This is a genomic window from Paenarthrobacter sp. NPDC057981 (genome assembly GCF_042886835.1).
GTDB lineage: Bacteria > Actinomycetota > Actinomycetes > Actinomycetales > Micrococcaceae > Arthrobacter.
This window is the reverse complement of sequence record NZ_JBHVQI010000015.1, coordinates 81,817-104,115: the sequence shown is the minus strand read 5'-3', so window position 1 is coordinate 104,115 and position 22,299 is coordinate 81,817. Positions and strand designations below refer to the sequence as shown.

At 62.3% G+C, this 22,299-nt stretch carries 21 protein-coding genes; 17 read left to right on the top strand and 4 right to left on the bottom strand.

Annotated features, from left to right (window positions below):
• Window positions 1-41: 41 nt before the first annotated feature.
• The 10 genes from atpE to ACFVSI_RS14590 all read left to right on the top strand — a co-directional run bounded on the left by atpE (window position 42) and on the right by ACFVSI_RS14590 (window position 10,446).
• Window positions 42-260 (top strand): ATP synthase F0 subunit C, encoded by a 219-nt coding sequence (atpE, locus tag ACFVSI_RS14635; RefSeq protein WP_011775261.1) that lies wholly within the window; start codon window positions 42-44, stop codon window positions 258-260.
• Between the two features lie 49 nt (window positions 261-309).
• Complete coding sequence (locus ACFVSI_RS14630) at window positions 310-867, top strand: F0F1 ATP synthase subunit B (protein WP_262275355.1); 558 nt, start codon at window positions 310-312, stop codon at window positions 865-867.
• Window positions 867-1,694, top strand: coding sequence for a F0F1 ATP synthase subunit delta (locus tag ACFVSI_RS14625; RefSeq protein WP_387824894.1), 828 nt, complete (start codon window positions 867-869; stop codon window positions 1,692-1,694). The genes ACFVSI_RS14630 and ACFVSI_RS14625 overlap by 1 nt, the downstream gene beginning before the upstream one ends.
• A gap of 84 nt (window positions 1,695-1,778) precedes the next feature.
• A complete protein-coding gene (atpA, locus tag ACFVSI_RS14620) occupies window positions 1,779-3,416 on the top strand; it encodes a F0F1 ATP synthase subunit alpha (protein WP_144660016.1) in 1,638 nt (545 codons plus the stop codon).
• Between the two features lie 76 nt (window positions 3,417-3,492).
• A complete protein-coding gene (locus tag ACFVSI_RS14615; protein WP_262275353.1) occupies window positions 3,493-4,383 on the top strand; it encodes a F0F1 ATP synthase subunit gamma in 891 nt (296 codons plus the stop codon).
• 81 nt (window positions 4,384-4,464) lie between these two features.
• Window positions 4,465-5,916, top strand: a complete 1,452-nt coding sequence (gene atpD, locus ACFVSI_RS14610) for a F0F1 ATP synthase subunit beta (RefSeq protein WP_144659871.1) — start codon at window positions 4,465-4,467, stop codon at window positions 5,914-5,916.
• Window position 5,917: 1 nt separating this feature from the next.
• Complete coding sequence (locus ACFVSI_RS14605; protein ID WP_144659872.1) at window positions 5,918-6,202, top strand: F0F1 ATP synthase subunit epsilon; 285 nt, start codon at window positions 5,918-5,920, stop codon at window positions 6,200-6,202.
• A gap of 10 nt (window positions 6,203-6,212) precedes the next feature.
• Window positions 6,213-6,644 (top strand): DUF2550 domain-containing protein, encoded by a 432-nt coding sequence (locus tag ACFVSI_RS14600; protein ID WP_144659873.1) that lies wholly within the window; start codon window positions 6,213-6,215, stop codon window positions 6,642-6,644.
• Between the two features lie 5 nt (window positions 6,645-6,649).
• The gene (locus ACFVSI_RS14595; RefSeq protein WP_387824889.1) at window positions 6,650-7,948 is read left to right on the top strand and encodes an alpha/beta hydrolase; all 1,299 of its coding nucleotides are present in this window, start codon (window positions 6,650-6,652) and stop codon (window positions 7,946-7,948) included.
• Window positions 7,945-10,446, top strand: coding sequence for a bifunctional lysylphosphatidylglycerol flippase/synthetase MprF (locus ACFVSI_RS14590; RefSeq protein ID WP_387824886.1), 2,502 nt, complete (start codon window positions 7,945-7,947; stop codon window positions 10,444-10,446). Before ACFVSI_RS14595 ends, ACFVSI_RS14590 begins: the two co-directional genes overlap by 4 nt.
• A gap of 186 nt (window positions 10,447-10,632) precedes the next feature.
• On the opposite strand, the gene ACFVSI_RS14585 is transcribed toward ACFVSI_RS14590, so the two are convergent.
• From ACFVSI_RS14585 to nucS, 3 genes are all read right to left on the bottom strand, one after another.
• Window positions 10,633-10,836: a cold-shock protein gene (locus ACFVSI_RS14585; RefSeq protein WP_018776337.1), complete on the bottom strand. Its 204-nt coding sequence runs from the start codon at window positions 10,834-10,836 to the stop codon at window positions 10,633-10,635.
• 275 nt (window positions 10,837-11,111) lie between these two features.
• On the bottom strand, window positions 11,112-12,359 hold the full coding sequence (gene nagA / locus ACFVSI_RS14580) for an N-acetylglucosamine-6-phosphate deacetylase (protein WP_387824883.1): 1,248 nt from the start codon (window positions 12,357-12,359) through the stop codon (window positions 11,112-11,114).
• 44 nt (window positions 12,360-12,403) lie between these two features.
• Window positions 12,404-13,099 carry an endonuclease NucS gene (gene nucS, locus ACFVSI_RS14575; RefSeq protein ID WP_387824880.1) on the bottom strand — a complete coding sequence of 232 codons (696 nt, stop codon included), beginning with the start codon at window positions 13,097-13,099 and terminating at the stop codon, window positions 12,404-12,406.
• A gap of 49 nt (window positions 13,100-13,148) precedes the next feature.
• On the opposite strand from nucS, the gene ACFVSI_RS14570 reads away from it, so the two are divergent.
• Window positions 13,149-13,493: an ATP/GTP-binding protein gene (locus ACFVSI_RS14570; protein ID WP_387824877.1), complete on the top strand. Its 345-nt coding sequence runs from the start codon at window positions 13,149-13,151 to the stop codon at window positions 13,491-13,493.
• 19 nt (window positions 13,494-13,512) lie between these two features.
• Entirely contained in the window at window positions 13,513-14,307 is a 795-nt protein-coding gene (locus tag ACFVSI_RS14565) for an alpha/beta hydrolase (protein ID WP_387824874.1), read from the top strand.
• A gap of 67 nt (window positions 14,308-14,374) precedes the next feature.
• On the opposite strand, the gene ACFVSI_RS14560 is transcribed toward ACFVSI_RS14565, so the two are convergent.
• Window positions 14,375-15,679, bottom strand: coding sequence for an AI-2E family transporter (locus tag ACFVSI_RS14560; protein ID WP_387824871.1), 1,305 nt, complete (start codon window positions 15,677-15,679; stop codon window positions 14,375-14,377).
• 202 nt (window positions 15,680-15,881) lie between these two features.
• Between ACFVSI_RS14560 and ACFVSI_RS14555 the strand changes: the two genes are divergently transcribed.
• The 5 genes from ACFVSI_RS14555 to ACFVSI_RS14535 are packed head-to-tail and all read left to right on the top strand — an operon-like array spanning window position 15,882 to window position 22,241.
• Window positions 15,882-17,639: a hypothetical protein gene (locus ACFVSI_RS14555; protein ID WP_387824868.1), complete on the top strand. Its 1,758-nt coding sequence runs from the start codon at window positions 15,882-15,884 to the stop codon at window positions 17,637-17,639.
• A gap of 37 nt (window positions 17,640-17,676) precedes the next feature.
• The gene (locus tag ACFVSI_RS14550) at window positions 17,677-18,660 is read left to right on the top strand and encodes a tetratricopeptide repeat protein (protein WP_387824865.1); all 984 of its coding nucleotides are present in this window, start codon (window positions 17,677-17,679) and stop codon (window positions 18,658-18,660) included.
• On the top strand, window positions 18,660-19,760 hold the full coding sequence (locus ACFVSI_RS14545; protein WP_387824862.1) for an NADH:flavin oxidoreductase/NADH oxidase: 1,101 nt from the start codon (window positions 18,660-18,662) through the stop codon (window positions 19,758-19,760). Before ACFVSI_RS14550 ends, ACFVSI_RS14545 begins: the two co-directional genes overlap by 1 nt.
• 40 nt (window positions 19,761-19,800) lie before the next feature.
• A complete protein-coding gene (locus ACFVSI_RS14540) occupies window positions 19,801-20,688 on the top strand; it encodes an ABC transporter ATP-binding protein (RefSeq protein WP_387824859.1) in 888 nt (295 codons plus the stop codon).
• Window positions 20,670-22,241 (top strand): transporter, encoded by a 1,572-nt coding sequence (locus tag ACFVSI_RS14535; protein ID WP_387824856.1) that lies wholly within the window; start codon window positions 20,670-20,672, stop codon window positions 22,239-22,241. The genes ACFVSI_RS14540 and ACFVSI_RS14535 overlap by 19 nt, the downstream gene beginning before the upstream one ends.
• Window positions 22,242-22,299 lie beyond the last annotated feature (58 nt).

Genomic DNA, 22,299 nt, shown 5'->3' with positions numbered 1-22,299 from the left:
AACAACCTGCCGCACGGGCGGCATCTTGAAAGGAAGAAAAAATGGAAGGCACCATCAACGGCTCCCTCAACCTCATCGGCTACGGTCTTTCGGCCATCGGCGGTGGTATCGGTGTGGGTCTCGTGTTCGCCGCTTACATCAACGGTGTTGCACGTCAGCCGGAAGCTCAGCGTGTGCTGCAGCCGATCGCGTTCCTTGGTCTGGCACTGACTGAAGCTCTTGCCATCCTCGGCCTGGTCTTCGCTTTCGTTCTTTCCTAGTCCTAAGAACCAAGCGAATCCAAGCACGAGTAGATAGGACGGGTGAAATATGAATCAGCTGATCATCTCAGCCGCCACTGAAGGCGAAGCGGCCGCGAACCCGCTTGTTCCCAATATTTGGGAAATGGGCGTTGTCCTCGTCGGCTTTGCGGTCCTCATGTACATCGTGGTCAAGTTTGTTGTCCCGATGTTCGAGAAGACCTTCGCAGAGCGTGCCGAAGCAATCGAAGGTGGCATTGCAAAGGCCGAAGCGGCTCAGGCAGAAGCTTCTGCGGCTCTTGAAGAGTACAAGCAGCAGCTCACCGATGCCCGTGCCGAAGCCAACCGCATCCGTGAAGAAGCACGCGCCGAAGGCGCCCAGATCCTCGCGGACCTGAAGGCAAAGGCTGCAGCCGAGTCTGCACGCATCACCGAGCAGGCACACGCCGCCATCGAATCGGAGCGCCAGGCAGCTGTTGTCTCGCTTCGTTCCGAGGTCGGTACCCTGGCCACCACGCTGGCTGGCCGCATCGTTGGCGAAGCACTCACCGACGACGAGCGCGCTGCCCGCGTTGTTGACCGCTTCCTGGCCGATCTGGAGACCCAGAGCGCAGGTGCAGCTAAGTAATGGCAGGTATATCGAGCGAATCGCTGACCACAGCACTGGCGCAGTTGGAAGCCAAGCTTCCCCTGGCCTCGCTGCAGTTGGCTAAGGACCTCTTCGGAATCCTGGGAACGGTGGACAGCTCGGCTGGCTTGCGCCGCGCCCTGACTGACCCGTCCCGTACCGGAGACGAGAAGTCGGCGCTGGTCAAGCAGCTGGTTGGCGGGAAAGTCTCCGCTGATGCAGCTGAAATCGCGGGCGGATTGGCCAGTTCACGCTGGGCGTCGGCACGCGATATCGGCGATGCACTCGAGACCCTTGCCGCCACGGTGGTCATTGCCGTAGCTGAAAACAAGTCGGCCGTTTCTGCCTCCGGTATCACGGGGCTGGAAGAGCTGGAAAACGATCTGTTTGCCTTCAACCAGGCCGTCGCCTCCAGCCACGAAGTACAACGTGCTTTGTCTGAGCCGCAGGCTTCCCCTGCGGCGAAGATCGCACTGGCCGAGAAACTGGTTCCTGGCATCAGCGAGGAAGCCAAGATTCTCATCAGCCAGGCAGTGACGCAGCCGCGCGGTGTCAAGCCGAGCAAGCTCGTCGAATCTTTCGCCAAGCTTGCAGCCAAGCGTCAGCAGCGCTGGATTGCAACTGTCAGCGTTACCCGTCCGTTGACGGAAACGCAGGCCAGCCGTCTGCAGGCCGGGCTTGATGCCCTGTACGGTCGCGAGCTGAAGGTCAACGTCAACGTTGATCCGGCACTTATCGGTGGTATCCGCGTTCAGATAGGCGACGAAGTACTCGATGCTTCGGTCATCGCCCGCCTGACCGAGCTCCGCCGCCAGCTTGCCGGCTAGCGAAGACATAGCACAACTTAACTGATATAAAACCCGGTCATCGTGAGCAACGATGATCACGAAACAGGAGAGCAGGGACTGCAGATGGCCGAATTGACCATCAACGCCGACGACGTCCGTAATGCGTTGAACGAGTTCGCGGCGTCCTACGAACCCGGTAACGCAGAGCGCGTAGAGGTTGGTCGTGTGACCACCGCAAGTGACGGCATCGCCCGTGTTGAGGGTCTTCCCTCGGTCATGGCGAACGAGCTGCTTCGCTTCGAAGATGGCACGCTGGGCCTGGCCCAGAACCTTGACGTCCGCGAGATCGGTGTCATTATCCTCGGTGACTTCACCGGTATTGAAGAAGGCCAGGAAGTTCACCGTACTGGTGAGATCCTGTCCGTTCCGGTGGGCGACGCCTTCCTGGGTCGCGTTGTTGACCCCTTGGGCCAGCCCATCGACGACCTTGGCGAGATCAAGGCCGAAACCACCCGTGCACTGGAACTCCAGGCTCCGGGCGTTACCGAACGCAAGTCGGTCCACGAACCGATGCAGACCGGCCTCAAGGCTATCGACGCCATGATCCCGATCGGCCGTGGCCAGCGTCAGCTGATCATTGGTGACCGTCAGACCGGTAAGACCGCAATCGCCGTCGACACCATCATCAACCAGAAGGCCAACTGGGCTTCGGGAGATGTCACCAAGCAGGTTCGTTGCGTCTACGTTGGTGTCGGCCAGAAGGCTTCCACCATCGCAGCCGTCCGCCAGACCCTTGAGGACCACGGCGCACTGGAGTACACCACCATCGTGGCGTCTCCGGCTTCTGACCCCGCCGGCTTCAAGTACCTGGCACCGTACGCCGGTTCGGCCATTGGCCAGCACTGGATGTACGGCGGCAAGCACGTTCTGGTGATCTTCGATGACCTGTCCAAGCAGGCTGAAGCCTACCGTGCCGTGTCCCTGTTGCTGCGCCGTCCGCCGGGACGTGAAGCATACCCGGGCGACGTCTTCTACTTGCACTCCCGTCTGCTGGAGCGTTGTGCCAAGCTCTCCGACGAGCTCGGTGCAGGCTCGATGACCGGTCTGCCGATCGTCGAGACCAAGGCAAACGACGTTTCCGCCTACATCCCGACCAACGTGATCTCCATTACCGATGGCCAGATCTTCCTCCAGTCGGACCTCTTCAACGCCAACCAGCGTCCTGCTGTTGACGTTGGTGTGTCCGTCTCCCGCGTTGGTGGCGCTGCACAGGTCAAGTCCATGAAGAAGGTCTCCGGTACCTTGAAGCTGGACCTGGCCCAGTACCGCGACATGCAGGCCTTCGCCATGTTCGCCTCCGACCTCGATGCTGCTTCCCGTCAGCAGCTGACCCGTGGCGCACGCCTGATGGAACTGCTGAAGCAGGGCCAGTACTCGCCGTTCCCCGTCGAGAACCAGGTCGTTTCCATCTGGGCCGGTACCAACGGTTACCTGGACGACGTTCCGGTTGAGGACATCAGCCGTTTCGAGTCCGAGTTCCTGGAGCACCTCACGCACAAGTCCTCCATCCTGACCACGCTGGCACAGACCAACGTCCTGGATGACGACACCGTTGCAGCCTTGAAGGAAGCAATCGTCTCCTTCAAGAAGGGCTTCTTCGGCGAAGGTGACAACCGCCTGGTTGGCGCCGGCCACGAAGAGCACGCAGCGATCTCCGGCGGCGACGTCGACCAGGAAAAGATCGTCAAGCAGAAGCGCTAGTTCCGACAACCTGCCCTGCCGGGGTCCGCAAGGGCCCCGGCAGGGCAGCACATCGGGAACTTAGGAAAGGATAAGTATGGGAGCCCAGATTCGGGTCTACCGTCAGAAGATCAGCTCGACGACGTCGATGCGCAAGATCTTCAAGGCGATGGAACTGATCGCTACCTCGCGCATTGGTAAGGCCCGCGCCCGCGTAGCAGCTTCACTGCCCTACGCAAACGCGATTACCCGCGCCGTTTCTGCTGTCGCAACTCAGAGCGAAATCGACCACCCGCTGACCACCGAGCCGGAGCAGATCCGTCGCGCCGCAGTCCTGATCATCACCTCGGACCGCGGCCTTGCAGGATCCTACTCGGCCAGTGTGCTCAAGCAGGCTGAAGGTCTCACCGAGCTTCTTCACGCAGAAGGCAAGGAAGTCAAGGCGTACCTTGTTGGCCGCAAGGCGCAGGCGTACTTCGATTTCCGGAACCGGTCCTACGCCCGCGTATGGACCGGCGGCACGGACGCACCGGAATTCGAAACCGCGCAGGAAGTCGGAGCTGCTCTTCTCGAAGACTTCTCCACCGACTATGAAGAGGGTGGCGTGGACGAAATCCACGTCGTTTACACCCGCTTCAAGTCCATGGTGACGCAGGAGCCCACGGTAATCCGTTTGCTCCCGCTTGAGGTCGTCGAAGAGGAAGCTGCCTCGGAAACCGAGCTGCTGCCGTTGTACGAATTCGAACCGGAAACGGAGCAGGTTCTCGACGCCCTGCTTCCGCGTTACATCGAGTCCCGCATCTTCGCGGCGATGCTGCAGGCTGCTGCTTCCGAGCTCGCAGCCCGCCAGCGTGCCATGAAGTCGGCCGGTGACAACGCTACGGAACTGATCAAGAAGTACACGCGCCTTCGCAACACGGCCCGCCAGGCCGAGATCACGCAGGAGCTTTCCGAAATCGTGGCCGGCGCCGACGCACTCGCGTCCTAGCCTGCACCGATTCGGTTCAAAGCCGCACCTGAACAACAGATAAACTTAACCCCACGCCATCTACTGAGTGAAGTGAGAGAGATGACTGCCACTGCTACCGAACACGTAGCAACGGCCGGTGCCACCGGCCGCATTGCCCGTGTTATTGGTCCGGTTGTCGACGTCGAATTCCCGGCTGACGCAATCCCCTCGATTTACAACGCCCTGACCACTGAGATCACCCTCAACGGCCAGACCAAGACCATCACGTTCGAGACCTCCCAGCACCTGGGTGACAACCTCGTCCGCGCCATCTCCCTGCAGGCAACTGACGGACTTGTCCGTGGTACCACCGTGCAGGACACCGGCGCTCCGATCTCCGTGCCCGTCGGCGACGGCGTCAAGGGCCACATCTTCAACGTCCTCGGCAAGCCGCTCGACGTCGAAGAGTCCGAGATCAAGGCTGACGCCTACTGGCCGATCCACCGCAAGGCTCCGAACTTTGCTTCCCTCGAGGGCTCCACGGAGATGCTCGAGACCGGCATCAAGGTCATCGACCTTCTCACCCCCTACATCAAGGGTGGAAAGATCGGCCTGTTCGGCGGCGCCGGCGTTGGCAAGACCGTTCTGATCCAGGAAATGATCACCCGTGTTGCCCGTAACTTCGGTGGTACTTCGGTATTCGCCGGCGTTGGCGAGCGTACCCGTGAAGGCAACGACCTCTGGGTTGAAATGGAAGAGGCCGGCGTTCTGAAGGACACCGCCCTTGTCTTCGGCCAGATGGACGAGCCGCCGGGAACGCGTCTGCGCGTGGCCCTGTCGGCCCTGACCATGGCGGAGTACTTCCGCGATGTCCAGAACCAGGACGTGCTGCTCTTCATCGACAACATCTTCCGCTTCACGCAGGCAGGTTCGGAAGTTTCCACGCTGCTCGGCCGCATGCCGTCCGCCGTGGGCTACCAGCCCAACCTTGCTGACGAGATGGGTCTGCTCCAGGAGCGCATCACCTCCACCAAGGGTCACTCCATCACGTCGATGCAGGCCATCTACGTGCCTGCTGATGACTACACCGACCCGGCTCCGGCCACGACCTTCGCACACCTCGACGCGACCACGGAACTTTCCCGTGAAATCGCCTCCCGTGGTCTGTACCCGGCCGTTGACCCGCTGACGTCGACTTCCCGTATCCTGGACCCCCAGTACATCGGCAAGGATCACTACAACACGGCTGTTCGTGTTAAGCAGATCCTGCAGAAGAACAAGGAACTCCAGGACATCATCGCCATCCTCGGTGTCGATGAACTCTCTGAAGAAGACAAGATCGTCGTGTCGCGTGCACGTCGTATCCAGCAGTTCCTCTCCCAGAACACCTACACCGCAAAGCAGTTCACCGGCGTCGAAGGCTCCACCGTGTCCATCAAGGACACCGTCGAAGGCTTCACCGCTATCTGCGACGGCGAGCTGGACCACATCGCAGAGCAGGCGTTCTTCAACGTCGGCGGCCTGGATGACGTCGAGCGCAACTGGGCCAAGATCCAGGAACAGACCAAGTAGTATGGCTGAGCTCGAGGTTGAGATTGTCGCGGCGGACCACTTCGTGTGGTCCGGAGCGGCCAAGATGGTGAAGGCCCGCACCAGCGATGGTGAAATCGGAATCCTGCCGGGCCACTCGCCCCTTCTGGCCATCATGGCTGGGGGCGAGCTGGCAATCCAGCCGGTTTCCGGTGACCGGATTGCAGTAGTTGTTGACGGCGGGTTCTTCTCCGTGGACAACGATCGCGTGGTCATTGTTGCTGACAACGCCAAATTGGGCGAAGCGGCTACAGCGGGGATCCGATAGCACGACCTTGATGGACGATTCCCTTATTCCGTTCATCGCCTTGGCAACAGCGTTCACGTTGCTGATCATTTCACTGTGCCTTCTGGGGGTGCGCCGCTTCAATCTGCGGCGCGCCCTTGGCACGATCGACGCCTCCATTTGCACGGCTGGGAACAGCTGGCAGATGGGGGTTTGTCGTTATCAGGACAATGATCTTGAGTGGTTCCGCTTGATGTCGCTGAGCGTTGTTCCCAAGCACAAGTTCAAACGCAGCTCGCTGGAATTGCTGGGCCGCCGCCAACCGACAGAGGAAGAGCTGGTCCGGGTGCAGCCCGGCGTCGTGGTGGTTGAACTGCAGTACGAAGGCAGGAAGTTCATGCTGGCCATGAACTTCGATGCCTATGCAGGGCTCTCCTCCTGGCTGGAGGCCGGCCCGGTTATCGGCGTCGGTACCTGGCGTTAGGCGTCATGGACTTCCTTTCGGACGTCAGTCTTGTGTCTGGGCCGTTCCTCTGGTTCAGCATTGCCTGCGGGATCGTTGGGGGAGCCTACCTGCTCTGGCGACGACGACTGTCCTGGTTGCTGGTGGTTGTGGGCTCCTTGCTGATAGCCATCGCCGTTGTCGCCTTGGTGCACTGGATCCTGGTGGATCTCATGGCCGTCTTCTCGGAGAACCTGCCGTTCGAGACGGTGGCGTGGACCGTGCCGGCAGTAGCCGCCATTGTGCTCAGCGCTGCACGTATTCCCCGCAATTCCGCCAAAGGGCGCGTGCTGAGCGTGACGTCCATGCTGGGAGTGATCCTGCTCTGCATGGTCCAAGTGAACCTGTATTTCGGATTGAACAACACGGTTGCTGACCTTCTAGGGACCGCTGTGGCACGAATCCAGCCGCTTGAGCAGAGCCTCAAGCGCTCTGCTAAGGCCGCGCCGGCTCCACTGCCGTCGGCGTGGAAAGCGCCAGATTCCATGCCGCAATATGGCATTCTGCGAAAAGCCACGATCCCCGGGACCGTCTCCGGTTTCACTTCCCGGGATGCGTTCATCTACTTCCCGCCGGCATATCAGACTGAGCTCCGGCCCAGCTTGCCGGTGTTGGTGCTTTTTGCAGGGCAACCCGGAGCACCAGCCGACTGGTTGACCGGAGGAAGACTCCGCGCCCAACTCGACCGTTTCGCAGAGGCCCATGGCGGTATTGCGCCAGTCACGGTGGTAGTGGATCCGAACGGATCCGGCAACGCCAATACCTTGTGCATGGACAGCCGGATCGCCCCGGCCGACACCTATCTTTCCCAAGACGTCCCAGCGTGGATCTCGGACACCCTGGACGTCTCCACCGATCACAAGCAATGGGCTGTGGGTGGCTTCTCCTTTGGTGGTACGTGTGCGCTGCAGATGGGAACCGCGCACCCCGACATCTTTCCCTCGGTGCTGGCCTTTTCCGCAGAGCGCGAACCTGCCTTGGCCAAGGACAGGAACAAAACCATTGGGGACTCGTTCGACGGCGACGTCGCAGCCTTCGAATCAAGAACGCCGTTGGTGTTGATGCGGGACCGCGATTTCGCAGGCAGTGGCGTCTACTTCGCCGCCGGCGAGACGGACAACGAATTCATTAATTACATGCACGAGCTCGGCGAAGCCGCCAAGAACGCCGGCTTCCAGACCGAAGAGCACACGATCCGGAAGGCCGGGCATTCCTGGGATGCCGTGGTGAAGGGCATGCCGGAAGGCCTCGATTTCCTTGCCGGTCGATGGGGGCTTCCGAAATGAGCCTTGCCGTAAAGGGTGTTGTCCTGCCCGCCTTGAGGCAAACCGGACAACACGTGCGGTCCACCCCCTTCACGGCCGGCATTCTTGTTTTGTTCGTTGCCCTGTCCATCATCTCCGGCAGTTTTGTCGCCGGGCCTCCAGATGGATGGCTGCGGGTGGCTGGTGTGAGCCTGTCCGGTCTGAAGTCCGGCGACTGGTGGTCCATTTGGACATCGCTGTTCTTTACCACCAACCCTTTGGCCTATGTCACCGCCGTGCTGATGATCCTGTTTCTTCTGGGCCTGGCCGAACGGCGCTTCGGCTCCCTGAGGACAGCCGCCGTATTCTTTGGCAGCCAGTTCGCCGCAGTCTCGGCATTCCTGTTGGTCACCCAGGTAGCGCAAACGTCCGACGACGGCTGGCTGGCCCGCATGGGCGATACCCGCCTGATTGGGCCGTACGCCGCCATCCTCTCGACGTGCCTGGCGGCCAGCGCGCTCCTGCCTACGCTGTGGCAACGCCGACTGCGCACAGTGGCGTTGTCGGTCTCCCTGCTCTTGCTGCTGTACGTGGGCCACGCGGAGACGGTGGTGGGCTTCCTTGGGGCATTGATCGGCTTGGCGGCCGGTTGGTGGACACAAAGCAGCCAGGGCCATCTCCGCCTGCACAGGTCCACAGGCAGGGAAGTGCGGAATCTGTTGTCCCTAACCATGGCGATTTTCGCGGTGGGCCCGATCGTTACGGCCGCTGCGAAGAGCCCGTCCGGTCCGCTCGCTTTGCTGCGGGACGTCATTCTGAATCCAATTCCCACGTTGGGCCAGCTTGAGAGCAACTGCGGCGGCAGCATTGATGTCTCATGCCTGGAGGTCGGACGACAGGGGTACACCGGTCCGTTCGGCCTGGCTCTTGCCGTGGTGCCGGTGGTACTTCTCCTGATCTGCGCCGATGGAATGCGGAGGGGGCGTCGGCTCGCTCTGGGGATCGCCATTGGTGTGCAGCTGGTGGTGGTCGCTCTCTCGGCCATCTACCTTGGCCTTTTTGCCAACATCCCCAGGCCGCAGGGGCGTTCCCACGAGGGGATGATGAACTCGGCCGTGGTCCACCTCATTCCACTGGTGCTGGTTCCCCTGGTCCTGGCGGTACTGCTCTTTGTCTACCGGGGGCATTTCCGGGTTGTCTCTTCGGACCGTCTTCGCCGAAGGGTGTTTTGGCTTGTTGGCCTGACGGGTTTAAGCCTTGGCCTCGCCTACTGCATTGTCTGGTTCTCCTCCGGTGGAATGTCGAGGGACGGCGGCCTGCTCGGCCTCGCTGCGGAACTTGCCCGGCAGTACCTCCCTGTTCCGCTTCCGGGCTCGTACCGGAAGGTCTTTGCAGAGCGCGATGTTCTTGAAGGCTTCCTCTTCTCCTACTCCGGAACGGTGTTCTGGCTGGTGGCATTGGTGGGCGTATGGGTACTTTTCATCCGCGGGCACCACACAGGAGGCAGGGATCACCAAGCGCGTGAGCGCGCCCGCGGCCTGGTGAAGTCCGGAGGCGACTCTTTATCCTGGATGGCGCTGTGGGAGCCGAACAAGTACTGGTTCGCCCCGGATCACGCCGGAGCAGTGGCATACCAGCAGCACGGGCATGTAGCACTGACAATGGCGGGTCCTTTCGGGCCGGCTGATCATCACGTGGCAACAGCCGCCGGATTCCTTGGGTATTGCTCCGAACATGCGCTGATCCCGTGTTTGTACTCCTGCACGGATGAACTGTGGCCAATGCTGCACGGGCGGGGATTCCGCCGCGTGGCAGTAGCCCAGGAGACCCGCCTACGCATCCGCGGCCTGGAATTCAGGGGCAAGGAATGGCAGAACGTCAGAACGTCCCTGAACCGTGCGGCAAAGCTGGGCGTGAGGGCACGATGGGGCACGTTCTCCGGGCTGCCGCATGGAATACGTGCCCAGATCAGTGAGGTCTCGGAAGAATGGGCAGCGCAGAAAACGATTCCGGAGATGGGCTTTACTCTCGGCGGCCTGGACGAACTCGACGACGACGAGGTGTTGTGCGGTGTAGCAGTCGATGATGCCGGCTTTGTCCATGGCGTGACCAGCTGGCTCCCGGTCTTCGAAGACGGCAAGGTGGTCAGCTGGACCCTGGACTTCATGCGGCGGCGTGGGGATGGGTTCCCCGGGGTGATGGAGTTCCTGATCGCCTCGGCTGTTCTTCATCTGCGGGAATCCGTGGAGGTCATCTCGTTATCGGGTTCGCCGTTGGCCCAGGAGAAGGGTGAGATCGAACAGCAAGCCAAGGGCTTGGCGGGGTTGCTCGATGTCGTGGGCCAGGCCTTGGAACCCGTTTATGGTTTTAGGTCCTTGGCGTCCTTTAAGTCGCGCTTCCAACCCGAGTACCGGACGCTGTACATGTATTACCAGGATCCCCTGCATCTTCCGGCAATGGGACGCGCTCTCAGTCGCGCATACCTCCCGGGGCTGTCAGTTCGTCATTCCGCCAGGCTGCTTCGGACTTTGGTTGGTTGAATTGTCAATGCTTTTATGAGCATGCATTTCTTCACGTTTAGTAACAGTCACAATCTGGATATGACAGAATCAACGGCATAAACGATCTTCTCGGCCTTAAACACCTTGACCCCGGCTGGGAAGCCGGGGTCAAGGTGTTTGTGGCTTCTGCGCCAACTCGAATCAACGCAGAATCAACGGGTAAGACTAGACGACGGTAACGCCGGTGGCCTGGGGGCCCTTGGCACCCTGGCCGATCTCGAACTGAACGCGCTGGTTCTCATCGAGGGTCTTGAAGCCACCGGTCTGGATTTCGGAGTAGTGAACGAAGACGTCCCCATCCGAGTCGTCCGGGGTAATGAAGCCGAAGCCCTTTTCAGCGTTGAACCACTTTACGGTTCCCAGTGCCATGTATATCTCCTCATTATGGAACTTCAGTCCGATACACTTCGTACCGGCCTTGTTACTCCGCGAGAAGACCTGAATTCCCTTCCAGTTGACCTGGTTGGATTCGCAGGAGCTTCACGCTCGCAACTCGTCTTGCGAGCATGAAAACCACCTACACAAAGACTGCTACAACACTTTCATGTGCTCTGCCGGAGGTCAACGGTGTTTTGGGCAATTCGAGAAAAATTTAGGTAAAAAGAAGGTAACGCGGCGCTGCCCCCAATTGCGCAAGTGCATGCCTAGGACAGCCATTGCCCATTGCGCATCACGCCGGTGAGCTCCAGGTCTTCATTGGTAACAACGAGGTCGGCGCGAAGTCCGCGCCGCAGTCCGCCTATTTCGTCGGAAAGGCCAAGAACGGCTGCGGGAACCGCTGTAGCCGAGCAAACGACGTCGGGAAGTGCGACGCCGGCAGCTACCGTTTTGCGGACAACGTCCAGGAGGGTATCGGTACCGCCTGCGATCGAACCTGTGGCGTCCAGTGTGGCTACACCATTGCTCACGGTCACGGGAGAAGGACCCAGCATGTAGTTGCCGTCAGACAAGCCGGCCGCGGCCATGGAATCGGTCACCAGGACGATGTTGCTTGCTCCGACCAACTGGAAGACGGTGGCGACCGTGCTGGGTGCCAAATGGGTTCCATCCGCAATGAGTTCCACTACCGCTTTGCCTTCCTGCGCCATGCGCAAGCAGGCGGCGACAGGCCCGGGCGAGCGGTGGTGCATCGGAGGCATCCCATTGAAAAGGTGGGTGACCGTAGGAAGTGAGCTCACGCCGTCGAACCCCGCTGACTCAAGTCCTTCGCGAGCGGCAGCCAGCGACGCGGCCGCCGTGGCGTCATCGCAATCGGTGTGGCCCAACGAGGGCGTCACGCCATGGGAGGTCATGAGGTCCACCAGGGCAGCGGCGCCCGGGAGTTCGGGTGCGTACGTCATGGTGGCCAGCTTGCCCCCGGCGGCGCCGACCAATTCGGTCATGAGGTCCAGATCCGGCTCCAGCAGGTACTCCGGATTCTGCGCCCCGCAGCGGGCATGGGAGAGGAACGGGCCCTCAAGATGGATTCCGGCTACGAGTCCTTCTTCCACCAGCTTCACGTAAAGCTCTATGCCTCGGAGGAGGTCTTCCCGGGGAGCGGTGACCATGCTGGCGAGGAAGGTGGTGGTGCCGGAGCGGTGCAGGAACTCGACGGCCTTGCGCGCGGAGGCCTCTTCACCACCGGGGAAGTCGCCTCCATTGCCGCCGTGGCAGTGCACGTCCACCAGCCCTGGGATCAAGTAGCTCCCGCTCGGCACCCCGAGACGGATTGCCCCCTCGAAGTCGTCGAAGGCGTCGAGGTCGAAGTCCTCGGCAGGACCCGCGTAGGCAATCCGGTCGCCGTCGATGGCCAGCAGTCCGTCTTCCACCACCTCGCCGTCGGTGACAAGCGTTCCTTTGATGATCTGATGGCTTGGCGCGGACGAGGAAGCGAAACGGGTTGGGGCAGTCATGTTTCTGATTCTAGTGGCCTGCGGCACACTGGCCGCCGGTAGCCTCAGAAGAGGCGGGACTCGCTGTCATCCACTCCGCGCATGGCGTCATAATCCAGGGTGACGCAATCGATTCCGCGGTCATTTGCCAGGACCTTGGCCTGAGGCTTGATCTGCTGTGCTGCGAAAATACCCCGTACCGGCGCCAGCAGGGGGTCACGGTTCAACAACTCCAGGTAACGGGTGAGTTGTTCAACGCCGTCGATGTCACCACGGCGCTTGAGCTCGACGGCGACAGTGGCGCCGCTGGCGTCACGGGCCAGGATATCCACGGGGCCGATGGCTGTGAAGTACTCGCGGCGGATCAGGGAGTAGCCCGCTCCGAGGGTCTCGATTTGCTCGGCCAGGAGGCGCTGAAGGTCCGCTTCCACTCCATCCTTGATCAGTCCGGGGTCGACGCCGAGATCATGGGAGGTGTCGTGGAGTTGTTCGTAGATGTTGATAATGAGGCGGTCATCGGTCTTCGCCGATTGGACTGTCCACTGTTCCACCACGCCCTCTTCGACGTCGGTCTCTTCGGGGGTGGTCACCCGCAAGGTGGCAGGCGGGCTCATCCAGTTCAACGGCTTGTATGAGCCGCCATCGGAGTGCACCAGCACCGAGCCGTCCGCTTTGACCAGCAGCAGCCTGGTGGCGAGGGGGAGGTGGGCCTTGAGCCGGCCTACATAATCAACAGAACAACGGGCTATCACGAGTCGCACCCGCCCCACATTACCGTCTGGGCGCGGTGGTTTGGGGCAGAATGGAGGTATGCCCCGCTCCAACCGTCCTCGCCGCAATGCGTCCAGCGCACGCTCAGGCAACGCTGGCGGCAAATGGACAGAACCGGTGCCCGAGCTTGACCTGGAACGGACCCGTGCAGGAATTGCCCGCCGGGAGAGCGCTCCGGACGGCGACTGGATGGTCCGGACCATGACGGCCAAGAAGGCCGAGAAACAATACATCTGCCCGGGTTGCTCGACGGCCATCCTGCCGGGCATCGCGCATCTGGTGGTGTGGTCCGACAACCACCTGTTTGGGCCGGCTGCCGGATTGGCCGAGCGTCGCCATTGGCACACCAACTGCTGGACATCGCGGACGTACCGGTACCGCTGAAGCGCTTAGGCTAGGAAGCATGACTTTCGACCCCGCCTCGTTCGTTTTCACCCCACAGGACGCGCCCTCGGAGATCCGTGCCTCAACGGTGCTCCCGGCCAAACGCGAGAATGTGGAGATCATCACGGAGGACGGCAAGGTCCTGCTGGGCGAGCTTGCGCTTCCCGAGTCGGGTGAGGTCACGGCAACCCTGATCACCCTCCACCCTCTGCCGACCCACGGCGGATTCATGGACTCCCACGTGTACCGGAAGGCGTCCTACAGGCTCCCCGCACTCTCCGGCGTCGCTGTCCTTCGTTTCAATACCAGGGGCACGTCATCTCCTCGCGGGACCAGCGATGGGCACTTCGAAGAGGGCATCGGTGAGCGCTACGACGTTGAGGCAGCTGTGCGCTTCGCTGTTGAACGTGGCCTGCCCAACCGCTGGCTGGTGGGATGGTCTTTCGGAACGGAACTTGCGTTGATGTATGGCGCTGTGGAGCCTGTGGCAAGCCAGATTGAAGGAGCAGTTCTCCTGTCACCGCCGCTGCACCGGGCTACGGACGTCCACCTCAAGGAATGGGCCGGCTCCGGCAAGCCGCTAACGGTTTTGGTGCCCGAACAGGACGATTACCTGCAGCCTGAGGAAGCCTCCCGGCGGTTCAGCCTGGTCCCGCAGGCGCGGGTTGTCGGCGTCGACGGTGCGAAGCACCTGTGGGTGGGGGAGAAGTACGCAGCGCGGGTCCTGGACGAAATCGTCGACGACGTAACTCCCGCAGGTGCCGGCGTCGACGGCCTGCCGCGCCGGTGGGCGGGGCCGGTAGCGAGTGCCTGACCGGTAGCGGGTGCCTGACCGGTAGCCACTGCCCAACCCGCACCCCGGGGAGGAGGGGGAGGGCAGGTCAGTGTCTGTCCTGTCGGACGATGAAGACTTCCTTGATCAGCAACATGATGGCCGCGGCGGTTGGAATGGCAATGAGCGCTCCCAGCACGCCCAGGAGGCTGCCGCCGGCAATGACGGAGATGACCGCAACGGCGCCGGGCACGGCCACGGCCCGCTGCATGATGCGGGGAGATATGAAGTAGGCCTCGAATTGGAGATAGGCGAAGTAGGCGATCGCGTAGATGACGGCGGTCTGCCAGCCTGCTGTGAGGGCTACCAGGATGACGACCACCGCCGCGATCATTCCGCCCACCAAGGGGATAAAGGCCAACAGAGCTACGACGAAGGCCAGCAGGACGCTGAACGGGATGCCCAGGATGGTCATGACGATGAAGGCGAAGACAGCGTTCAGCAGGGCGACACATGCCTGGCCGATCACGTAGTTGCCCACGGAATCGGTAATGGCCTCGGACAGGGCTTCAACCCTGAGGCGGCGTGAACGGGGAGCGAGGCGGTAAGCCCACTTCTTCATGGACGGCAGCGCTGCCAGGAAATAGAGGCTGAGGACAAGGACGATCAGAGATCCGAACAAGCCGTTGGCAACGGTGGAGCCGAATCCGACGACACCGCCAAAGATGCCTCCCATGGTTTCGGGATCCTTGACGAACTTGTCCAGCTCTGTGGTGATCCGGTCGCGCACGCCGAATTGGCTGTCCACGGTGCGGAAGAAGTCCGAGTCGAGGAAGTTGCGGATCCAGTCCGGAGCCTGCCGGACGATCTCCGATACCTGTTCAACGATCGTAGGAATCAGGGTTGCGAAGAAGCCCGCCACCGCCAATACCAGTGCGGAGACGGAGATCAGGATGCCGGCTGGTCGCGGGACCCTGTGCGCCTCCAGCCAACGGACGACGGGATCAAGTCCAAGGGCAATAAAGAGGGCGGCCACAATCCACAGGATCAGCTGGGTCGTGTTGCTGGCAATGTAGAACACGGCAAGGGCCACTCCCACGCCGGCGGTTCCCATGAAGCCGACATAGAGCGGGTGCTGTGATGACATCCGGGGGCCGGGAGCGCCGAAACCATGATCGTCCTCGGGTCGGAAGCCCTCCCGCTCGCCTTCGCTGACATCTTCCGGCGGCATCTCGAAGCGGACGCGGTTGCGGGCGCCGGGGATGGGTTGCCTGAGTCGGCGGCTGATGGCGGCAAGCCGTCCGGTCCGGACTGGAACAGCGGCGGCAGACCCTTCGGACGAGGCATCCACCGCAGCCGAGCCCGCAGCTGACGCTGGCTCATCGACGGGACGGGACTCCATGTGGTCTTTCACGGGGTTGTACAGCCTTTTCATTGGTGGTGCAGGGTCAATTCAGGCTATCTACTGCCCGGATATCATGATCATCGCCACACTATCAGGAGCGCGGAATCGGGCTGCTGCGGCGCCACGGCAGGCTTTTCAGGGTGTCATCGGCGTCACCCCGATCTGACTCATTGATAACAAAACGGTTACCCTTGAAGTTCAACGACCGCTGATGATAGGTGATCCTGTGCGTTTGAAGACTGCAGCCTTGCTGGTGCTGCTGGGCCTGCTGACGATGCTGGCCGGCATTGGCCAGCTGACTTTCTGGGCCCCCGCTGAAACCGTGACGGCTTCGGTTCCCGGCGATACCAAAGCTTCCCCTCTGACCGTGATCGATCAAAAGCTGATCGACCTCCACGACGGACCCGTGAAGATCAAGATCCAGGGCGAGGGCAACTACACCATTGCCACCGGCCGCCCGGACGATGTTGACGCCTGGGTTGGGAAAACAGCCCACACCACGCTGACTGGTGTCTCCGCAGACCAGAAGTCGCTTGAAGTGACCTCCGCAGACGGCGAAGCAACAGCGCCGTCCCCGGCCGGATCCGATCTCTGGGTGAGCACGGAGGATGCAAGCGGCGACTTCGAATACACCTGGAACGCTCCCGCTGACGGCGAATGGTCGCTCCTGGTGGCAGCCGACGGCACGAAGCCCGCACCGACAGCCATCTCGATGACCTTCCCGAACAAAGCAACCACGCCCTGGGCTGTGCCGCTGATCGTTCTCGGCATCATCATCATCCTGGTGGGAGCGGCCCTGCCGTTCATCGCCAAAGCATTGAGCAGCCGCCGTAACAACGGCGAGGGCGATGGCCCGCACGACGGCGAGGCAACCACAACGCTGCCCGTCCAGTCGCCCGCAGGTGATGAGGGCCGGCGTCGTACCGGAGGTGCCGAAGGCCCCGCACTGCGTGTCACTGCCGTAGCTGCCGCCCTTGCAGCTGTCATGGTAGGCGGGACGGCGGTGGCCGCCCAGGCGACGTCGTCCCCGGATGCCACCCCCTCGGCGTCGTCGACCCCGGCTGCCGGTGGCGACGGCGGAACCCCGGTCATGCTCGAATCCCAGCTTCAGCGCATCCTCGAGCAGGTCGCCAGCACCGTTGACGCGGCCGATGCCGCGAAGGATGCTGCCAAGCTTGCCCCGCGCGTGGACAAGATGGAACTTCAAATCCGGACGCAGAACTACAAGATCCGGTCCACTGTCTCGGCATACGAGCCACGCATGCCGGTCCGGGCCACCAAGCTCCAGAGCAGCGTCATCAGCACCAAGAAGGACTGGCCGAGGACGGTGTACGCCCTGACGCAGGGTGAGGGAAATGTTGTCCCGCAGGTCCTGACACTTGTGCAGCTGTCGCCGCGCGAAAACTACAAGCTGTGGGGCACTGCGCCTCTGCAGCCCGGCACCAACTTCCCGTCGTTCCCGGTACCGCGCAAGGGCACCACGCCTGTTCCTGCCAGCGACAAGGACGGCTTGGCCTACAGCGGCAACCAGGCGTTGGAGATCCTGAGTGAAATGCTCACCAACCCGGATTCGCCCAACCGGAGCAAGCTCGCAGACGGCCAATCGTCCCCGTACATCGCAGGCGCGCTCGCTTACCAAGCCGATACCGTGAAGAACGGAAGCAGCGCCAACTTCAAGTTCACCCACACGCCCGTCACCAACCAGACCGTTGTGTTGAAGACAGCCGACGGCGGAGCGTTGGTAGTGGGACGCCTGGACTTCTCCTTTGAGGGAACTCCAAAGGCAGCAGGTGACAAGCTGATCCTGGAGGACGACTCCGCTGTCTTTGCCGGCGGTAAGGAGACAACCACCGGCATGGTGTTGAACTTCGCTGAATCGGTTGCCGTGTACATCCCACCGGCGGGATCATCCGATCCCATGAAGCTGGTGGCTGCCACCCGCGGTTTGGTTGGAGCCAGCTTCAAGTAGCCCGACCGGCAGGCAGGCAGCGGCTAGAGTGGACGGTATGAGTTCGCCCGGATACCGACCCACTCCAGCCGCTGCCAGCCAGCTCAACCTGCGCGGCGCCGTCGACCTCTCGTCGTTGCGCCGCCCCACTCCACCGCAGGGGCCACCGGCTCCGGTGTCCGCGGATGGAGAGGCACCCCAAAGCGGTGGCACAGGCAATGCCCCTCTTCGCGTGGATGCCACGGAAACAAACTTCCAGGATCTGGTGCAGTTGTCCGCCCAGATTCCCGTGCTGTTCCTGCTCTGGTCGCGATATGCGGCAGAATCGCCCGGCGTCCTTGATACCGCACAGCGCGTTGTTGAAAGCTACGGTGGCCGCCTGGTGCTCGCCGCAGCGGACGTGGATGCCTTCCCGCAATTGGCCCAGGCCTTCCAAGTGGAGGCCGTCCCCACCGCCGTCGCCGTGATCAAAGGCCAGCCCGTGCCGCTGTTCCAAGGCCCGGCCGACGACGCGCAGATACGTAACCTTATCGAGGAACTCCTGAAGGTAGCCGCCGCCAATGGCGTCACCGGAAGCATTGGCGATGCCGGACAGGCAGACAACGCCGAACCCGCACCATTGCCGCCGCTGCACCAGGCCGCCGTGGATGCCATCGAGGCCGGCGACTACGACGCTGCGGTGGCCGCTTACAAGCAGGCCCTTCTGGAGCAGCCCGCGGATGCTGAAGCCAAAGCAGGCCTCGCCCAGGTTGAATTGATGGCCAGGCTGGAAAAGCTCACCGCCCCCGAAGCCGAGGCTCTCCGCGACCTCGCTGCCAGGGAACCCGACAATCTCCGGGCACAATTGGGCGTCGCCGACCTCGATGTCTCGGGCGGCCACATTGACGATGCCTTCAACCGGATCATCGGCTTCATTGGCAGGAACTTCGGTCCCGAGCGGGAGACGGCCCGCGTGCGTCTCCTTGAGCTCTTCGAAGTCGTGGGCATCAAGGACGAGCGTGTGGCCAAGGCCCGGCAGGGCTTGGCAAGGGTTCTCTTCTAGTGACGTCGGCGCTCTTTTCCCCGCTCAAGCTTCGTTCGCTCACGATTCCGCATCGGGGTTGGGTCTCGCCGATGTGCCAGTACAGTTGCCATCCGGACGCGGGGGAGGGCGTCCCGAACGACTGGCACCTGATGCATTTGGGTTCCTTCGCCGCCGGGGGTGCCGCGCTGATCATGAGTGAGGCTGCGGCGGTGAACCCGGTGGGCCGGATCAGCCCGCGGGACGCAGGACTCTACACCGATGAACAGGCTGCCGCTTGGGAACGCATAGTCCATTTCGTGCACCGGCACGGCGCAGTGGATTGCAGGATCGGCGCCCAACTGGCACATGCGGGGCGGAAGGCCTCCACCTACTGGCCTTTTGCCGACCACTCAGGTTCGGTTCCGGAGTCCGATGGCGGTTGGCCCACCGTTGGCCCGACGCAGGAGCCCTTCGACGGCTACGCGGCGCCAGCGGCCATGAGCGAAGAGGACATCCAGGCCGTTGTGGCAGATTTCGCCGCCGCTGCTTCCCGTGCCGTAGATGTCGGCTTTGACACTGTGGAGATCCACGGTGCGCACGGGTACCTCCTGCACCAGTTCCAGAGCCCTCTGATCAATACGCGCACGGACGGCTGGGGCGGGAGCGAGGAAGGCAGGAACCGGCTCATGCTCACGGTAGTGGAGGCGGTCAGGGCGGTCATCCCCGACTCCATGCCGCTGCTGCTTCGGATCTCGGCCTCCGACTGGGCAGAACGAGGTGTGGACGTGGACGCCTCGGCCAGGTTGGCGCGCGCTGCCGCCGGCCTCGGCGTCGATTTGGTAGATGTCTCCAGCGGTGGTGCTGTGGCCCATCAGAAGATCAACGCGGTGCCCGGTTACCAGGCCGGCTTCGCCGAGCAGGTAAAGCGCGACGCCGGTGTCCCCACCGCCGCTGTGGGACTGCTGACCAGTCCCGCCCAGGTTGAGGACATCGTGGCCAACGGCCGTGCTGACGCCGTGTTCATGGCGCGGGCCGCCCTGCGCGATCCACACTGGTGGCTGCGCGCAGCCTACGAGCTTGGGCACAATCTGCCGTGGGTTCCGCAGTATCAGCGCGCTGTGCCCCGCCACGGTTTCTAGAACCCCAGCCAGCCCGCGCCCGCGAGGCTAGGCTGGTTCCATGACGGAACCACGCCATGAATCCTTGCCCTTATCCACCCCTGCCCCGGCGTCCGAGTCCCCGCCGTCGACCGCTACGGGTGCCAGCCAAACACCGCAAGAGGCACCGCAGCCGGCACCCCCGGCAGAAGCCCCCTTGTCTGCGCTGTCCATCCGGGGCCTGGCAAAGCGTTTTGGCGACAAGATCGCGGTCGACGGAATCAACCTGGAAGTACCTGCCGGCTCCTTTTACGGGATGGTGGGACCCAACGGTGCCGGCAAGACTACAACGCTGTCCATGGCGACCGGCCTGCTGCGTCCTGACTTCGGAACCGCCGTGGTCCATGGAGTCGACGTCTGGGCACAGCCGCTGGCGGCCAAGAAACTCATGGGCGTGCTGCCCGATGGCGTCCGCCTGTTCGACCGGCTGACGGGCGAGCAACTGGTCACCTACTCCGGCCTGTTGCGCGGCATGGACAGGGATGTTGTAGGTACGCGGGTGTCGGAGCTGCTGGCCGCCCTTGACCTCGAAGGTGATGCCGGATCCCTGGTGGTCGACTATTCGGCCGGCATGACCAAGAAAATAGCCTTGGCATCTGCCCTGATCCATGCGCCCCGGCTCCTTGTCCTGGATGAGCCTTTTGAGTCGGTGGACCCGGTATCGGCAGCAAATATCCGGGGCATCCTGGAGAGCTATGTGGCATCCGGAGGAACGGTTATTGTTTCCAGCCACGTCATGGATCTCGTACAGCGCATGTGCAGCCACGTAGCTGTCGTTGCCGGCGGCCGGGTCCTGGCAGCGGGCTCTGTGGACGAGGTACGCAACGGTTCCACCCTCGAAGAGCGCTTCGTGCAGTTGGTGGGCGGCGGACACCGGACGGAGGGGCTGGAATGGTTGCGCACCTTCTAGGCCTGAAGTGGCAGCTGCTTCTTAACGGCTTCAAGCGCAGTCCGTGGCAATTGGTTGGCATGGCGTTGGGATTGCTCTACGCCCTGGGAATGCTGGTCCTCCTTGTTGGAGGCCTCATAGCACTGCGGTGGGCAGATCCCGAGATCTCCCACACCGTGGTGGTATTGGGTGGAGTGGCCACTGTTCTGGGGTGGGCGGTCATCCCCCTGGTAGCTTCGGCGGCGGACATGACGCTGGATCCTGCACGTTTCACCACGTTCGCGATCCCGCCGAAGCAACTGCTCGCTGGTCTGGCGCTTGCCGGGCTGATCGGAATTCCCGGCCTTGCGACGCTGATTGCGGCCTTGGGAACCGTTGGCACTTGGTGGCGGAGTGTTCCGTCGGCTCTTGGCGCATTGCTCGGTGCCGTCCTGGGGACGCTGACCTGCGTCGTGTTGTCCAAGGTTGTCACGACGGCGACTGCCGGCCTTGCCGCGTCCCGGCGGTTCAAGGATGTAAGCAGCATCGTTGTCTTCATCCCCCTGGTCCTGCTGGGGCCCATCATGATGGGGATCGTGGAGGGGGTCCGCAACAGCGCCGACTACCTTCCCGGGCTGGCACGTACTTTGTCCTGGACGCCCCTCGGAGCGGCGTGGTCGCTGGGTGGGGACCTGGAATCTGGCCAGGCAGCCGCCGCCGGTCTGAAGTTCCTGATTGCGGCAGCTACGATTGGTGCGCTGCTGTTGTGCTGGCACCTACTCCTGCGGCGCGCCTTGGTGACGCCCACTTATTCCGGCGCCTCGGCGAGGAAGGGCGGAAAGCTTGGCCTTTTTGGCCGCCTTCCCGGGACGCCGGCCGGAGCCGTCATGGCTCGGGCGCTGGTCTACTGGATGAAGGATCCGCGCTATGCAGCGTCCTTGGTCATCGTCCCACTGTTCCCTGTGCTCTTCTTCTTCGGCAGTTCACAAAGTGGCAGCCACGGGCTCTTCATGATCCTGGGGCCGCTCACCGCATTCGTTATGGCGTGGTCCATCTGTGCCGATGTTTCCTACGACAACACAGCCTTTGCGCTCCACCTGGCCGCCGGTGTCCGGGGTGTGGATGACCGCTTGGGGCGCGCCTTGGCCTGCCTGGCGATATCGCTTCCCGTGGTCCTGGTCTTCACTGTGGCGCCGTTGTTCCTCACCGGGGAATGGCAGTGGCTTCCCAATCTTTTGGGCTTGTCTCTCGGAACTCTCTTCACCGGACTGGGCCTGTCCTCTGTGATCTCGGCCCGGTATAACATTGCCGTACCGCTGCCCGGCGACAGCCCGTTCAAGAAGCCACCGGGAAACGTAGCCCAAACGCTCGCCGTGCAGGGAGTCGGAATGGTGGTGCTGGCTCTGCTGTTGGTTCCGGAACTTGCTTTGATGGTTGTCCAGGCCGTTAGCGGCGGTCCGGAAGCAGGATGGATCAACCTGGTGGTCGGTCCACTGCTTGGCGGGATCCTCTTTATCGTCGGCGTTCGACTTGGGGGTAAGTGGCTGGACGCGCGTGGCCCGGAGATGTTCGCCCAGCTCAGTGTCAACCGCTAGTCCCGTAACAAGTGTGATTACCGTGGCCCTATAGGTGGGACATGGGATAACCTCTGTG